We start from the raw sequence: 14,635 nt of genomic DNA, 5'->3' as shown, positions 1-14,635 counted from the left end.
ACCGATTTTTGCCTTGTCTAACCTTCGCTCGTCGACTTTTCGGACAGCGCCTAGGTCTTTCCGTCTGCTTGCTGAGCCGTCCTGTGCTTGGTGCCGCCCCGGTGTCGGGCCATGGCTCAGCGCTTGAGCACGCTGCCGTCGTCGTCGAGCAGGGGATAGGAGCCCTGTTCATCGTGGGTCTCGGGACCGACCAGCGCCGGCGAGAAGGTACAGATCACGGTCATGCCCTTTTCGCTCGACAGGATATGCTGCTGGTGCTTGTCGAGGGCGTAGAGCACACCGGGCTTGAGTTCCCACTTGCCGCCCTCGGTCAGGTCCTCGATCTGGCCCTCGCCTTCGATGCACAGGACCGTCTCGGTGTGGTTCTTGTACCACATGTGGAGTTCCTGGCCGGGCTTGATACAGGTCTCGTGGACCGAATGCCCCATGCCGTCCTTGCGCAGGGTGTAGCGCCGGCTGATCCACTTGTCGTCCTCTACGGCTGACTTCTCCGCATCCTTGTGACTACGTACGATCATCGTTGCACCTCCTTTGGCGGATGATGGCGGTCTCCTTCGCCGCCGTCTCGATGGGGGCCGGGGGCCGTCCTGTGGTGGCTTTCCTGGTGCGAGCCTCCCGGTCCACGCAAGAAGTGGTGGGGACTGGCTTCATGCCAGTCGTCTCGCCAGCAGGCGGGGAGTTGTTGCGCTTTCTGGTGGTCGAGCAAGGCGCCGACCTCCAGGCTGGCGACTTGCCATACCCGGGTGGCGGTGGCCGGGCCCTCGAGCAGGTGCTCAGGGCGCAGCTCGCCTGGGCCCGACAGGCCCATGGTGCCGATCATGTCGAGGCAGGCGTCCAGGGTGGCCCGATGGAAGCGCTGGACGTTGTCGGCCTTGCTGTCGACATCGATGGAGCGACTGCGGGCCGGATCCTGGGTCGCCACCCCGGTGGGGCAGGTGTTGGTGTGGCAACGCTGGGCCTGGATGCAGCCCAGGGTAAACATGAACGGGCGCGCGGCGTTGCAGACGTCGGCGCCCAGCGCGAACTTCTCGACCATGTCGATGGCAAGTGCCACCTTGCCGCTGGCGATCACGCTGATTTCGTCGCGCTTGCCGATCCCCTTGAGGCAGGCGTCGACGATCGGCAGCGCCTCATCGATATAGCGGCCCACATGGTCGGCGTACTCCGCCGGTCCCGCGCCGGTGCCGCCCTCGGCGCCGTCCACGGTGATGAAGTCCGGCTGGATGCCGCTCGCCAGCATGGCCTTGCACATCGCCAGCATGTCACGGGTGTGGCCGAGGCACAGCTTGATGCCCACCGGCTTGCCGCCGCTCAGATCGCGCAGCCGCTGGATGAACTGCATCAGTTCCAGCGGGGTGGAAAATTCCGGGTGGGCCGCCGGTGAATAGCAGTCTTCCCCCACCGGGACCTGGCGTGTCTCGGCGATCTCCTGGTCGACCTTGGAGCCGGGGAGCATGCCGCCGTGTCCCGGCTTGGCGCCCTGGGACAGCTTGATCTCGATCATCTTGACCTGATCCTCGCGGGCCTTGACGCTGAACGCTTCCGGGTTGAAGCGCCCGGCCTGGTCGCGGCAGCCAAAGTAGCCGCTGGCGATCTGCCAGATCAGGTCACCGCCGTGCCTCCGGTGATAAGGACTGATGGCGCCCTCGCCGGTGTCCTGGGCAAAGCCGCCGCGCCTGGCCCCCAGGTTGAGGGCGGTGATGGCTCGTCCTGACAGGGCACCGAAGCTCATGGCCGAGATATTGAGCCGTGAAGAGCGGTAGGGGCGGTGGCACTGGGGGCCACCGATCGTCACCCAGGCTTGCTGCGGGTCGACGCGAGTGGGGATCATGGCGTGGGCAATCTGGCGACGCCCCTGGCGCAGCACGTCCTGGCGGGTGCCGAAGGGGGCGGTGTCGCTGCGTCCCTCGGCCCGGGCGCCGATGATCTGGCGCTGTTCGCGATTGAACGGCCGGCCGCTGGTCTCCGATTCGAAGAAGTACTGGCGCAGTTCCGGACGCAGAAATTCCATCATGTAGCGCAGATGGCCGACGATGGGGTAGTTGCGCAGCACGTTGTGGCTGGAGCGAAGGTCCAGCACGCCGACCACCCCCAGCGCCGCCAGCGGTAGCCACCACCAGAGCTGTTGCGGGGATGTCGGTAGACAAAAGATGCCGAGCAGGCCTACTGCCAACAGATAACCGATCAGCAGTAGCCGAGGTGAACCAAGCATGAGCGCAGATCCTTTGCGTTCAGAACCTGCCTCAATGTTATACAAACATTATGCACTGTATGCAAACAGCGCCATGCTTGGCCCTTACTCTTTTAACCAGCGAAAAGCGCGAGCGAGAAAGTCGCTGGCGTCATGCTCGATGATCTCGCCGTGGGCCATGATGATTCGAGCGGGCCGCCAGGAGAGCAGGGTGCGCAGATGTTCGCTCGCCAGGTAGCGTCGGCCGAGGAAGCTCAGTCGCCACTCCAGCGGCATCCTGCCATCCGGCGCCAGGATGCCCGAGAGCCTGGCCAGTCGACGCTGCAAGGGCGTCAGGGAAGCAGGGGGTAGATTGCCGATCAGATCGGCCACGATCAGGCTGCGGCTGGAACGGTGCAGGAACACCGCTTCCTGCATGCGCGATGAGCCGGTGAACAGGCACTGGTCGATATCGTCACCCCAGAAGCGGTTGGGAGTGCCATCCAGGGTGCTTTCAAACACCAGGTCGCCGCGCTTGGCGATGACTTCCCGGGTGCCGAAACTGCGAGCCATCGGGTAGGCCATCTGCCATTCGCGCATGAACAGGTGGTGACAATGGTTGGGAGCGATCAGGAAGTGTACCTGGCCCAGCTCGTCGAGGGCGTCACGCAGTGGCTCGGTCAGTGGGACGGGGCTGTGCACCCACAGCCGGTCGCCGCTCAGGCGTACCACCACCATGCGTGTCGGATAGGGCAGCAGCTTGCCTCTGATGACGGGCCCATCCGCTATCCATAGCTCAGGCGCCGTTGCCTTGAGTGGTGGAGAATCATTCGAGAGTGTCACGCTCTTGTTCCTGCGCTTGATGACATCTCTCGAATATAACCTCTTTGCGATAGAGTTGCTGCATGTGACTGGCATGTAAACGACAACACCGAGGCATGCCTCGGTGTTGACACAGGAAACGTGATGTTACGTCGGACGCTGCGGTGAGCCTCAGACGTTGAAGCGGAAGTGCACCACGTCGCCGTCCTTGAGCACGTAGTCCTTGCCTTCCAGGCGCCACTTGCCGGCGTCCTTGGCGCCCTGTTCGCCGTTCAGGCTGACGAAGTCGTCATAGGCCACCACTTCGGCGCGGATGAAGCCCTTCTGGAAGTCGGTGTGGATGACACCGGCGCCTTCCGGGGCGGTAGCGCCGACCTTGACGGTCCAGGCACGCACTTCCTTGACCCCCGCAGTGAAGTAGGTCTGCAGACCCAGCAGGGCGTAGCCGGCGCGGATCACCCGGTCGAGGCCGGGCTCTTCCATGCCCATCTCGGCCAGGAACATCTCGCGTTCCTCGTCATCGAGTTCGGCGATCTCGGCTTCCAGCTGGTTGCATACGGGAACCACCACGGCGCCCTCGGCCTCGGCGATACCCTTGACCACGTCGAGGTAGGGGTTGTTGTCGAAGCCGTCCTCGTTGACGTTGGCGATGTACATGGTCGGCTTCAGGGTCAAAAAGCCGAAGCTCTTGATCTGCTTCTTCTCGTCATCGCTCAGATCGAAGCTGCGCAGCGGCTGGCCTTCGGCCAGGTGCGGCTGGATCTTGTCGAGCACCGCCTTGGTGGCAATGGCGTCCTTGTCGCCGCCCTTGACCACGCGAACCAGGCGCTGGATGGCCTTCTCCACGGTGTCGAGGTCGGCCAGGGCCAACTCCAGGTTGATGGTCTCGATATCCGCCGCCGGGTCGACCTGGTTGGCCACGTGGATGACGTTGTCGTTGTCGAAGCAGCGCACCACGTGGGCGATGGCCTGGGTCTCGCGGATATTGGCGAGGAACTGGTTGCCGAGACCTTCACCCTTGGAGGCACCGGCGACCAGGCCGGCGATATCGACAAATTCCATGGTGGTGGGCACCACCTTCTCCGGCTTGACGATCTCGGCGAGCTTGTCGAGGCGCGGGTCCGGCATGGGGACGATGCCGACATTGGGCTCGATGGTGCAGAACGGGAAGTTCTCGGCATCGATGCCGGACTTGGTCAGGGCGTTGAAGAGGGTGGACTTGCCGACGTTGGGCAGACCAACGATGCCGCAGTTGAATCCCATGGGTGGTTCCTGAAGGCGTGAAGTGAAAGAAGTCGGCGCACAGTGTATGACGTCGGGCCAGGCGGGGACAGCCCGGGCGGTGCAACCACCTGCTGTCCCTGTTGGCGCCCGCCGGGTCAGGCAGAGTGGCTGTGCAGGCGGTTCATGGCCTTGGCCCAGTCGCCGGATAGCGCCAGGGGCAAAGTCGCCAGGCACTCGATCAGGGCGCCGTCGATGGCCTCGCGCTCGGTCTTGCCGGGACGGCCCAGCACGTAGTTGGTGACCAGCTTGGCGCTGCCGGGATGACCGATGCCGATGCGCGCACGATGGAAGGACTTGTCGTTGCCCAGGGCGCTGATGATGTCGCGCAGGCCATTGTGGCCGCCGTGGCCGCCGCCCTGCTTGTAGCGCGCGCTGCCGGGGGGCAGGTCGAGCTCGTCGTGGGCGATGAGCATCTCGTCGGGGGCCAGCTTGAAGAAGTTGGCCAGCGCCGCCACCGAGGCACCGGAGCGGTTCATGTAGGTGGTCGGCACCAGCAGGTGCAGGTCGCTGCCTTCGACAAAGGCCTTGGCGTAGAGGCCGAGAAACTTCTTCTCCGGGCGCAGCTCGGCGCTGGACTGACGCGCGACTTCCTCCACCAGCCAGGCGCCGGCGTTGTGACGCGTCGCCTCGTACTGGGTGCCAGGGTTGGCAAGGCCGATCAGCGCCTTGATCCTTGTCATGGTGGTCTCTCCGGTCAGCGGTGCGGGGCAAGCGCTTTGCTCAGGGCCTTGGCGACGAGGCCATGGGCAAAGCCCTCGGAAACGAAAAGGGCCACCGCAGTGGCCCCTGAATCCGGCAGAAAAGGATTACTCCTTGTCGCCTTCTTCGTCTTCGTCCTTGGCTTCGTCCTTCGCTTCCTCGGCAGCTTCTTCGCTGGCCTCGGCGGCGGCGGCTTCTTCCTCGGCGATTTCTTCCTCGGACTGCATGACCTTGGCCTTGGTCACGTTGACGATGGCCTGGTCGTGCTCTTCACCGTGGCTCAGCTCGACGATGGTCACGCCAGCCGGAACCTTGAGGTCGGACAGGTGCAGGGTGCTGCCGATCTCGAGGTCAGCGATGTTGACCTCGAGGTAGTCGGGCAGGTCCTTCGGCAGGCAGCTGATCTCGACTTCGTTGGCCAGCTGGTGCAGTTCACCGTCCTGCTCCTTGATGGCCTTGGACTCGTCCTGACCGACCACGTGCAGCGGAACGCGCATGGTGATCTCGTGAGTCGCATCGACGCGCAGGAAGTCGGCGTGGGTCACCAGCGGCTTGTACGGGTGGCGCTGAAGGTCACGCACCACGACCTGCTGGGACTTGCCGTCAACCTCAAGGTTGATGACGGAAGAGAAGAAGGCTTCGTCTTCCAGCGCCTTGTAGAACGCAGTCTTGTCGACGGCGATCGGCTGCGGCGTCTTTTCACCACCGTAGATGATGGCGGGGACTTGCTGGTTCGCACGACGCAGGCGGCGGCTCGCACCTTTCCCCAGGTCGTTACGAACATTGGCGGTAAGTTTGTAGTCAGACATGAAATTGCCTCTTGGCTAAAGTAAGGAAGCCACCGAGCCCGCGACCAGACCTCGGTGGTTCCAGATGCCCCGGTTGTCGGGGCGCGTTTCCCGCGCGATATGTCGCTTAGTGGAACATCGCGCTGACGGATTCCTCGTTGCTGACGCGGCGGATCGCTTCGGCGATCAGGCCGGCCACGCTGAGCTGGCGGATACGTCCGCTGCGACGCGCGGTGTCGGACAGCGGGATGGTGTCGGCCACCACCACTTCGTCCAGCACCGACTCGGAGATGTTGTCCACCGCAGGGCCCGACAGGATCGGGTGGGTGGCGTAGGCGACCACGCGCTTGGCGCCGTGTTCCTTGAGCGCTTCGCCCGCCTTGCACAGGGTGCCGGCGGTGTCGATCATGTCGTCCACCACCACGCAGGTGCGGTCCTGGATATCACCGATGATGTGCATCACCTGGGCCTGGTTGGCCTGGGGGCGACGCTTGTCGATGATCGCCAGGTCAGCGTTGAGCTGCTTGGCGATGGCACGGGCACGGACCACGCCGCCGACATCGGGGGAGACCACGACCAGGTCGTCGTAGTTCTGACGCTCGATGTCGTCGAGCAGGATCGGCGAGCCGTAGACGTTGTCCACGGGCACGTCGAAGAAGCCCTGGATCTGGTCGGCGTGCAGGTCCATGGTCATGACCCGGTCGACTCCGGCCTTGACCATCATGTCGGCCACGATCTTGGCCGAGATCGGCACCCGGGCGGAGCGCACGCGGCGATCCTGGCGGGCGTAGCCGAAGTAGGGCACCACCGCAGTGATACGGGTGGCCGAGGCCCGGCGCAGGGCGTCAACCATCAGGATCAGTTCCATCAGGTTGTCGTTGGTCGGTGCACAGGTGGACTGCAGGATAAAGACATCCTTGCCGCGCACGTTCTCGTTGATCTCGACCGCGACCTCGCCATCGCTGAACTGGCCGACCGTGGCATTACCCAGTCGGCTGTCCAGGCTCTCGGCGACCTTACGGGCGAGTTCGGGGTTGGCGTTCCCGGCGAAAACCATCAATTTTGACACGCGCAGCCACCTTTGCTGTGTTGGGTCTTCAGTGTGAGCCTGGGGGAGTGAGTCCAGGACTCAGAAGGAAGTTGGCTGGGGTAGGAGGATTCGAACCTCCGCATGGCGATACCAAAAACCGCTGCCTTACCGCTTGGCTATACCCCAGCATACGTCCTGCCTCACGCGGGCAGGGCGTCGAGGAGAGGCGATCGATTCAGGCCCAGGGCCTTGAAGGCGTGCCAGGTCGGCTGTTGGCATCGGACATCGTCCAGCAACTGGACGGCCTCGGCCTCCGACTCCAGACGGGCAAAAACGCACGCGCCGGTACCCGTCAACATTGACGGCGCCCGGGCGTTGAGCCAGTCCAGGGCACGAGCCACCTCAGCATAGGCTTGCCTGACGGTGTCCTCGCAATCGTTGCGCCAACTTGACGCTCCCCCCTTGAGTGCGCGCGCCATGGTAATGGCGGGGGTGTCCCGTGTCAATTCCGGCGCAGTGAACACGGCAGGGGTGGAGACCGCCACACCCGGGTGCACGACCACGAACCAGGGGGTGTCGAGTGCCACCGCGACAAGGCGCTCGCCGACGCCTTCCGCCCAGGCGGCCTGGCCGTGGACGAATACCGGCACATCGGCGCCCAGCGTCAGGCCCAGTTCGGCCAGACGCCGGGTCGTCAGTTCCAGGCCCCACAGATGATTCAGCCCGACCAGCACGCTGGCGGCGTCGCTGCTGCCACCGCCCAGGCCACCACCCATGGGCAGGCGCTTGGTGACGCCAAGATCGGCACCGAGCGCGCAGCCGGTCTCGCGCTTGAGCAGGTCGGCGGCCCGCCATAGCAGGTTGGCCTCGCGGGGTACGCCCTCGAGACGGTCGGTCAGGGTTATCTCACCGTCCAGGCGCAGGCGCAGGTGGATATCGTCACCGTGGTCGAGGAACTGGAACAGCGTCTGCAGCTCGTGGTAGCCGTCGTCGCGACGGCCGACGATATGCAGCATGCGATTGAGCTTGGCCGGCGCCGGCAACGTCAGGGTCTGCTGCGCGCTGGCATCGGAAGAGAAAGAGGTGTCGGGCATGGGGGAGTCTATAAAGGGTGCTGTCCAGGGATCGACTGACCGAAGTGATGGCGATCGGTGACTGGGGGCGGCGCCTGCCATCGGCGACCGGGATCGATGATGGCTCTCGTTGCTTCTCTCTATAGGGAGCTTGCTGCAAGGAGCACGTCGACAGGAGGCAGAGGGCGATGGTGCTTCATTTTACCCGGGAGACAGGCTCCCGCCACCCGGGGCGGGAGCCGGCGCGACTACTGTTCCAGTGGCTGCCACTGGTTCACCACCAGGGTGGCGCGCAGGTCGTCATAGGTCATCACCAGCCGGTTGGGTAGCCAGGTACCGTTCACATCCTTCCAGCCGCGATAGTCGATCTCCCAGCCGTCCTGTTCCAGTGAAGCGGGGAAGCCGAGCTCGTCGTCGGTCATCTCGAAGTCACTGTCGTCGGCGGGCAGGCCGCGCACCCAGTCGGTGAGGCTCGAGACCGGCAGCGACCAGCCCAGGCGCTGTTCCATCAGGGCTTCGGGGCTGTCGGCCTCGAAGCGACCCTCGCTGGTGGTCAGCGAGACGCGACCGTCGCGTCCTTCCAGGGTACTGCGGCCGGCGCCCATGGGGCCGGTGACCAGCAGGCGATAGTGGTAGGGGGTCTGGCGCCAGTCGAGGTTGGCGCTGGTGGATTCCTGGGGAGTGCGCAGGCCCACCTTTCCGGTCAGGTTCCAGGAGGTGAAGGCTTCCACCTGTTCGGTCTGGGCTTCCCAGTCACCGGCCTGGCGCTCCTGGCGCGGCTCGGTGACGCTCTGGGAGGTGGCGCAGCCGGCCAGCAGGCCGAGCCCCAGGGCGGCGGCGGTCAGGCGAAAACAAGACATCATCGCGGGGTCCTTGCGGGTAGTGGTCGTGGTGTCGGGGCGGTCAAGGCGCTGTTGCCGTTGGCTCAGGCCTGATTTCGGGGCGCCGATCGAGGAGATCGACGATCAGCGGGCGTTCGGGGAAACGTTGCTGGGCTTCTTGCAACAGCTCGCGTGCGCGCTGCTTCTGGCCCAGGTCCCACAGCACCTCGATCAGGTGGGCGGCGACCTCCTGGTCGGCGATCTCGCGCCAGGCGCGCTCGATCCAGGGTAGCGCAACCTCCGGTTTGCCCTCACGGTAGGCGACCCAGCCCAGGCTGTCGAGGATGGCGGGGTTGTCCGGCGAGAGCTCGTAGGCCCGCTGGATCAGTCGCCTGGCCTCGTCAAGATCATCCGGATCGCCGGCATCGGCCAGGGTGTAGCCGAGGGCATTGAGCGCCACGGCGTTGTCCGGCTGCTGTTCGACCAGGGTGCGCAGATCCTGTTCGGAGGTGTCCAGGTCGCCTTCGCTCCAGGCACGCATAGCGCGGAAGTAGCGCAGGTCGCCATCCTCGGGGCTGCGCGCCAGCTCACGGTTGAGCAGCGCCTCGGCCTCGGGCTCGAGACCTTGCTGGTCGAGCAGTTGCACTTCGGTGATGACCAGGCCGGTATAGGCGTCGTCGTGACGCAGCCGCTCTACCCGCAGAAAGGCCCGGGCGTCCAGCAGTCGGTCGGCCTCGATCAGCATGCTGGCCGCGCGCTGTCGCGACAGCAGGAAGTCAGGGCCCGGCGGTACCCGGCGATAGTAGAGCAGGGCGTTGTCGACCTCGTCTTCCTGCTCGGCGATGCTGCCAAGCAATAGATAGAGGGCGCTGGGTGCCTGGGGATCATCGACCAGCGGCAGCAGCAGCCGGCGCGCCGGGTCGTGGTGGCCTTCTTCCAGATAGAGCTGGGCCAGGCCGACCCGCAAGAGGGGGTTGTCGCCACGGGTCTCGAGCAGGGTGTCGGTGCTGCTCTCGGCCGACACCAGGTTGCCCAGGCGAATGTCGGCCCGCGCCATCAGCAACAGAAAGCGGGGGTCGCCGGGAGAGAGGTTGAGGCCGCGTTTGGCCGCCAGGCGGGCCTGGTGGTACTTGCCGGCGTCCAGGGCGATGCGTGATTCGGCGAGAATCCGCTGGGGGTTATCGCGACTGTCGTTTCCCAGTGCGGCAATTCGTCGCTGGGCGCCCTCATGATCCCCCTGGGCCGAGTCGGTCAGGGCCAGCGCCAGGCGCAGGTCGTCTTTCCTCGACTCTGGGAGTGTGGGCTCGTCGAGCGCCTGTTCGAGGGTGGCGGCGAGCGCCACCGGATCGCCGCCACTGGACAGGGCGGTATCGACGAAGCGAGTGATGTCGGTGCCGTCATCGGCGGCGATCAGCCGCTGTTTCAGGGCTTCGTCCCAGTTGCCGCGACCACCGGCGAGGTTGCCCAGGATCTGGGCGGCCACCGGCGCCTCGGGCGCCAGCTCCTGCCAGCGTCGAGCGGCGCGTTCGATCAGGGTGGTGTCATCGGTGAAGCGTGAAGCCAGGGTGGCGCGTTCGACCAGGGCAGCGGAGTGATAGCGCTCGGCTGCCTTGAGGTAGCCTTCGGTGGCGCGTCGATAGTCGCCCCGCTGACCGGCCATTTCGGCAATCAGCAGCGTCGACAGGCCGTCGGCATCGAGTCCACGGGTGATCGGTGGAGCACCGGCCATGGGGTCAGCCTGTGACGCGCTGCCTGGGCTGTAGGAAAAGCTCTGACAGCCGGCGAGCCACGCCGTCAGTGACAGGGTGGCCAGAGTGCAGGTCAGCTTTCCGTGGCGCGCGTTCGGGGGCATTGAGGCGTCATCTTCTCCATGAGAATTCTCAGCATAACGGCTTGGAGAGTCTTGGCAAAGGTCAATGCCCGGGGGAGCGAGGTCAGAGCTGCCTATGGTAGGATATGCGCCTTGCAGGAGCGGCCTGGTTGGCCGCTCCGGACATCATCTGATGAAGACGTCGAACGCATGACCCTGCTTGCCCTTGGCATCAACCATCGAACCGCGGCCGTCGAGGTGCGCGAAAAGGTGGCCTTTGGCCCCTCGCAACTCACCCGGGCGCTCTCCGAGCTGCGCGCGCTGCCGAGTGTGCATGAGGCTGCGGTGCTGTCGACCTGCAATCGCACCGAGCTTTATTGCGTGACCGAGTCGAGCGGGGAGAACGAGGTGCTCGACTGGTTGAGCCGGTTTCATGCATTGCCCCGCGAGGACCTGCTGCACTGCGCCTACCACTATCTGGAAGGCGACGCCGCGCGCCATCTGATGCGCGTCGCCGTGGGTCTCGATTCCATGGTGCTGGGTGAACCCCAGATCCTGGGCCAGCTCAAGGATGCTTACCAGGCGGCCAGGGACGCCAGCGGGCTCGGCGGGGAGCTGGAGCGGCTCTTCCAGCATACCTTCGCGGTGGCCAAGCAGGTGCGCACCGAGACCGCCATCGGCGAGAACCCTGTCTCGGTGGCCTACGCGGCGGTCAGTCTGGCCAGTCGAATCTTCGACGATTTCTCGCGCGCCAGGGCGCTGTTGATCGGTGCTGGCGAGACCATCGAGCTGGTGGCGCGCCACCTGCATGAAGCCGGGGTGCACCAGTTGACGGTGGCCAACCGCACCCGCGAGCGGGCCAGTGCTCTGGCCGGCAGCCTGGGCGGTCAGGCCATCAGCCTCGATGAGATCCCCGTCGCCCTGGAAAAGGCCGACATCGTCATTTCGTCCACCGCGGCGCCCTTGCCGATTCTTGGCAAGGGCATGGTCGAGCGGGCGCTCAAGCGTCGCCGCCACCGTCCGGTGTTCATGGTCGATATCGCCGTGCCGCGCGACATCGAGCCAGAGGTCGGCGAGCTCAGCGACATCTTCCTTTATACCGTCGATGACCTGCACGAGGTCATCGAGGAAAACCGACGTCACCGCCAGGTGGCGGCGGACCAGGCCGAGGCGCTGATCGAGCACGGCGTGGCCCACTGGCACAAGGAACGCCGGGTGCGCGGGGCCGGCGAGGTGATCCGCGACGTGCGTGCCAAGGGTGAACGGCTGCGTGACGAGGCCCAGACCCAGGCGCTGGAGCGCCTGGCCAAGGGTGAGGATCCCGAGGCCGTGGTGCGTCGCCTGGCCCACCAGTTGACCAACCGCCTGATGCATCAGCCCACCCTGGCCCTGCGGGGTGCCGCCGCCGATGAGCGCCAGGACCTGCTCGAGGCTGCCGTCGAACTGCTGCTGGGCGAGCCCGAGTCCCGGAACTAGCCGGGCCTGGCTTGACCGCAATGCGCCTTCTTACATGATTTCAAGGATTTGCCGATGAAAGCTTCTCTGCGTGAGCGCCTCGATGCCTTCGTCGACCGCTTCGAGGAACTCTCTTCCCTGTTGTCGGAGCCCGACGTGATCAGCGATCAGCCACGTTTTCGCGACTACTCCCGCGAATACGCCGAGCTCGAGTCGCTGGTCGACGCCTGGCGCCGCTATCGTGGCGTCGAGGAAGACGTGGCCACCGCAGAGCAGATGGCCGAGGACGCCGACGCCGACATGCGCGAGCTCGCCCAGATGGAGCGCGAGGAGGGCGTGGCCAAGCTCGAGGAGCTGGAGGCCGAACTCAAGCGTCTGCTGGTGCCCAAGGATCCCGATGATGGGCGTAACGTCTTTCTCGAGGTGCGCGCGGGAACCGGCGGTGACGAAGCGGCGCTGTTCGCCGGCGACCTGTTTCGCATGTACTCGCGCTACGCCGAGAACCAGGGCTGGAAGGTCGAGGTGGTCAGTGCCAGCCACGGCGAGCAGGGCGGCTACAAGGAGATCATCTCTCGGGTGAAGGGCGAGGGCGTCTACGCCCGGCTCAAGTTCGAGTCCGGTGCCCATCGCGTTCAGCGGGTTCCCGCCACCGAATCCCAGGGCCGCATCCATACCTCGGCCTGCACCGTGGCGGTGATGCCCGAGGCCGACGAGGTCAGCGACATCGACATCAATCCGGCCGACCTGCGGGTGGACACCTTTCGCTCCAGCGGCGCCGGCGGTCAGCACGTCAACACCACCGACTCGGCGATCCGCATCACCCACCTGCCCAGCGGTGTGGTGGTGGAGTGTCAGGAGGAGCGCAGTCAGCACAAGAACCGGGCCAAGGCGATGTCGCTGCTGGCGGCGCGGCTCAAGCAGTCGGCCCAGGACAGTCAGCGCCAGGAGCAGGCCGACGCCCGTCGCTCGCTGGTGGGCTCCGGTGATCGCAGCGAGCGCATTCGTACCTACAACTTCCCCCAGGGGCGAGTCACCGATCACCGCATCAACCTGACCCTGTACAAGCTCAACGAAGTGGTCACCGGCGACGGCCTCGACGAGGTCATCGACCCGCTGATCCACGAGTATCAGGCGGAGCAGCTCGCCGCTCTGCAACAGGACGGCTGATGCGCTGTGATGTGCTGATCGCCCGGGCGACCCGCCGCCTCGAGGCCGCTGGCAGCCCGACGCCGCGACTCGACGCCGAGGTGCTGGCCATGGCGGCGATGAAGGTCGACCGCACCTGGCTCTACACCTGGGGCGACAAGCCCATGGCGACGCTGGCCCGGGCCCGCTTCGAGGCCTGGGTGGCGGCGCGTGCCCAGGGCATGCCGGTGGCCTACCTGACCGGTGAACGCGAATTCTGGGGGCTGGCCCTGGCGACCTCGCCCAGCACCCTGATTCCCCGGCCCGATACCGAGACCCTGGTGGAGGCCGCGCTGGCCCGGGCCGATGCCAATCCCGGCGCCTTGCTCGATCTGGGCACCGGCACCGGTGCCATCGCCCTGGCGTTTGCCAGCGAGCGCCCCGGCTGGCGGGTCGAGGGCGTCGATCTGTCCCCTGAGGCGGTGGCGCTGGCGCGGCGCAACGCCGAGCGACATGGTCTGGCGGTACGATTTCGCCAGAGCGACTGGTTCGATGCGCTCGATGACGAGCGCTTCGACCTGATCGTGGCCAACCCGCCCTATATCGACCCGCAGGATCCTCACCTGGGGCAGGGCGATGTGCGCTTCGAGCCAAGCTCGGCGCTGGTGGCCGCCGACCATGGCCTGGCCGATCTGTTTGCCATCGCCGAGCGCGCCCGGAGCTTCCTCCGGCCGGGCGGCTGGCTGTTGATGGAACACGGCTACGAGCAGGCTGAGCGGGTGCGAGAGCATCTTGAAGCGCTGGGCTATGTTCGCTGCGACAGCGTGCATGACCTGGGGGGGCACCCTCGGGTGACGCTGGGGCAGTGGGGCATGCAACGTTGAAGCCGGGACTGGAGTCTGTTGGGGGCATGTGATACTGATTATCAGTAAAATGTTTTGCCACCAAGCGATTGGGCGCGAGAGATTGTCGTGAAATGCTTTGCGACCAGGCCTTTTTGGTCGATTCTTTCCTTGCGTGCCCCTCGCCGTCAGACCAGCGTTCAGGACCACAATGAAAACCAAGAACCGCTCCCTCGACCGTATCGATCTGAAGATTCTGCGTTGCCTGCAGGAAAACGCCCGGGTGTCCTATGTGGATCTCGCCGCCCAGGTGGGCTTGTCCACCACGCCGTGTCTGGAACGCGTCAAGCGCCTCGAGCGCTCCGGGGTGATCCGTGGCTACAAGGCGATCCTCAACCCGCGCATGCTCAAGGCCAATCTACTGGTGTTCGTCGAGATCAGTCTGGAGACCCAGTCTCCGGCGGTGTTCGACGAGTTCCGTCGAGCCGTGTCGAAGCTGCCGCAGATCCAGGAGTGCCACCTGGTGTCCGGGCAGTTCGACTATATTCTCAAGTGCAGAATTCCCGAGATGTCCGCCTATCGTCAGCTGCTTGGCGACGTGGTGCTGACCCTGCCCGGGGTCAAGGAATCCAAGAGCTACGTGGTGATGGAAGAAGTGAAGGAAGATTTTGCCCTGCACGTGCCGGATATCGAAGAGTTCGAGGACAAGTGAGTTT

At 65.3% G+C, this 14,635-nt stretch carries 14 protein-coding genes and 1 tRNA gene; 4 read left to right on the top strand and 11 right to left on the bottom strand.

Annotated features, from left to right (window positions below; all coding sequences use genetic code 11):
* Positions 1-116: 116 nt before the first annotated feature.
* From KUV74_RS14150 to KUV74_RS14100, 11 genes are all read right to left on the bottom strand, one after another.
* Complete coding sequence (locus tag KUV74_RS14150; RefSeq protein ID WP_222516640.1) at positions 117-518, bottom strand: ectoine synthase; 402 nt, start codon at positions 516-518, stop codon at positions 117-119.
* Positions 515-2,212: an FMN-binding glutamate synthase family protein gene (locus tag KUV74_RS14145; RefSeq protein ID WP_222516639.1), complete on the bottom strand. Its 1,698-nt coding sequence runs from the start codon at positions 2,210-2,212 to the stop codon at positions 515-517. The genes KUV74_RS14150 and KUV74_RS14145 overlap by 4 nt, the downstream gene beginning before the upstream one ends.
* An 84-nt stretch (positions 2,213-2,296) precedes the next feature.
* Positions 2,297-3,013: a DUF4336 domain-containing protein gene (locus tag KUV74_RS14140; protein WP_045995169.1), complete on the bottom strand. Its 717-nt coding sequence runs from the start codon at positions 3,011-3,013 to the stop codon at positions 2,297-2,299.
* Between the two features lie 150 nt (positions 3,014-3,163).
* On the bottom strand, positions 3,164-4,255 hold the full coding sequence (gene ychF, locus KUV74_RS14135) for a redox-regulated ATPase YchF (RefSeq protein ID WP_045995168.1): 1,092 nt from the start codon (positions 4,253-4,255) through the stop codon (positions 3,164-3,166).
* A gap of 116 nt (positions 4,256-4,371) precedes the next feature.
* Complete coding sequence (gene pth / locus KUV74_RS14130) at positions 4,372-4,956, bottom strand: aminoacyl-tRNA hydrolase (protein WP_222516638.1); 585 nt, start codon at positions 4,954-4,956, stop codon at positions 4,372-4,374.
* Positions 4,957-5,082: 126 nt separating this feature from the next.
* A complete protein-coding gene (locus KUV74_RS14125) occupies positions 5,083-5,784 on the bottom strand; it encodes a 50S ribosomal protein L25/general stress protein Ctc (RefSeq protein WP_045995166.1) in 702 nt (233 codons plus the stop codon).
* A 106-nt stretch (positions 5,785-5,890) separates the two neighbouring features.
* The gene (locus KUV74_RS14120) at positions 5,891-6,832 is read right to left on the bottom strand and encodes a ribose-phosphate pyrophosphokinase (RefSeq protein WP_181248623.1); all 942 of its coding nucleotides are present in this window, start codon (positions 6,830-6,832) and stop codon (positions 5,891-5,893) included.
* A 72-nt stretch (positions 6,833-6,904) separates the two neighbouring features.
* Positions 6,905-6,979 (bottom strand) — tRNA-Gln (locus KUV74_RS14115).
* A gap of 14 nt (positions 6,980-6,993) precedes the next feature.
* The gene (gene ispE, locus KUV74_RS14110) at positions 6,994-7,887 is read right to left on the bottom strand and encodes a 4-(cytidine 5'-diphospho)-2-C-methyl-D-erythritol kinase (protein WP_108448939.1); all 894 of its coding nucleotides are present in this window, start codon (positions 7,885-7,887) and stop codon (positions 6,994-6,996) included.
* A gap of 227 nt (positions 7,888-8,114) precedes the next feature.
* Positions 8,115-8,729 (bottom strand): lipoprotein insertase outer membrane protein LolB, encoded by a 615-nt coding sequence (gene lolB / locus KUV74_RS14105; protein ID WP_108132915.1) that lies wholly within the window; start codon positions 8,727-8,729, stop codon positions 8,115-8,117.
* Positions 8,730-8,769: 40 nt separating this feature from the next.
* Entirely contained in the window at positions 8,770-10,539 is a 1,770-nt protein-coding gene (locus KUV74_RS14100) for a tetratricopeptide repeat protein (RefSeq protein WP_261395448.1), read from the bottom strand.
* A 168-nt stretch (positions 10,540-10,707) separates the two neighbouring features.
* On the opposite strand from KUV74_RS14100, the gene hemA reads away from it, so the two are divergent.
* From hemA to KUV74_RS14080, 4 genes are all read left to right on the top strand, one after another.
* Entirely contained in the window at positions 10,708-11,973 is a 1,266-nt protein-coding gene (gene hemA, locus KUV74_RS14095; protein ID WP_108448941.1) for a glutamyl-tRNA reductase, read from the top strand.
* Positions 11,974-12,027: 54 nt separating this feature from the next.
* The gene (prfA, locus tag KUV74_RS14090; RefSeq protein ID WP_222516637.1) at positions 12,028-13,119 is read left to right on the top strand and encodes a peptide chain release factor 1; all 1,092 of its coding nucleotides are present in this window, start codon (positions 12,028-12,030) and stop codon (positions 13,117-13,119) included.
* Entirely contained in the window at positions 13,119-13,961 is an 843-nt protein-coding gene (gene prmC, locus KUV74_RS14085) for a peptide chain release factor N(5)-glutamine methyltransferase (protein ID WP_222516636.1), read from the top strand. Before prfA ends, prmC begins: the two co-directional genes overlap by 1 nt.
* Positions 13,962-14,130: 169 nt before the next feature.
* The gene (locus KUV74_RS14080; RefSeq protein WP_045995158.1) at positions 14,131-14,631 is read left to right on the top strand and encodes an Lrp/AsnC ligand binding domain-containing protein; all 501 of its coding nucleotides are present in this window, start codon (positions 14,131-14,133) and stop codon (positions 14,629-14,631) included.
* The last annotated feature ends 4 nt before the right edge of the window (positions 14,632-14,635 follow it).

The organism is Halomonas sp. DP1Y21-3, from assembly GCF_019801245.1.
GTDB lineage: Bacteria > Pseudomonadota > Gammaproteobacteria > Pseudomonadales > Halomonadaceae > Halomonas > Halomonas litopenaei.
The sequence above is the reverse complement of the archived record's forward strand: the minus strand, read 5'-3'. Positions and strand labels throughout refer to the sequence as shown.

Excerpts from the sequence above, each read along its gene's own strand:
- ychF (WP_045995168.1), bottom strand. The coding sequence starts at position 4,255 with ATGGGATTCAACTGCGGCATCGTTGGTCTGCCCAACGTCGGCAAGTCC.
- KUV74_RS14125 (WP_045995166.1), bottom strand. The coding sequence starts at position 5,784 with ATGTCTGACTACAAACTTACCGCCAATGTTCGTAACGACCTGGGGAAA.
- lolB (WP_108132915.1), bottom strand. The coding sequence starts at position 8,729 with ATGATGTCTTGTTTTCGCCTGACCGCCGCCGCCCTGGGGCTCGGCCTG.
- KUV74_RS14080 (WP_045995158.1), top strand. The coding sequence starts at position 14,131 with ATGAAAACCAAGAACCGCTCCCTCGACCGTATCGATCTGAAGATTCTG.
- pth (WP_222516638.1), bottom strand. The coding sequence starts at position 4,956 with ATGACAAGGATCAAGGCGCTGATCGGCCTTGCCAACCCTGGCACCCAG.
- KUV74_RS14150 (WP_222516640.1), bottom strand. The coding sequence starts at position 518 with ATGATCGTACGTAGTCACAAGGATGCGGAGAAGTCAGCCGTAGAGGAC.
- KUV74_RS14145 (WP_222516639.1), bottom strand. The coding sequence starts at position 2,212 with ATGCTTGGTTCACCTCGGCTACTGCTGATCGGTTATCTGTTGGCAGTA.
- ispE (WP_108448939.1), bottom strand. The coding sequence starts at position 7,887 with ATGCCCGACACCTCTTTCTCTTCCGATGCCAGCGCGCAGCAGACCCTG.
- prmC (WP_222516636.1), top strand. The coding sequence starts at position 13,119 with ATGCGCTGTGATGTGCTGATCGCCCGGGCGACCCGCCGCCTCGAGGCC.
- KUV74_RS14100 (WP_261395448.1), bottom strand. The coding sequence starts at position 10,539 with ATGCCCCCGAACGCGCGCCACGGAAAGCTGACCTGCACTCTGGCCACC.
- prfA (WP_222516637.1), top strand. The coding sequence starts at position 12,028 with ATGAAAGCTTCTCTGCGTGAGCGCCTCGATGCCTTCGTCGACCGCTTC.
- hemA (WP_108448941.1), top strand. The coding sequence starts at position 10,708 with ATGACCCTGCTTGCCCTTGGCATCAACCATCGAACCGCGGCCGTCGAG.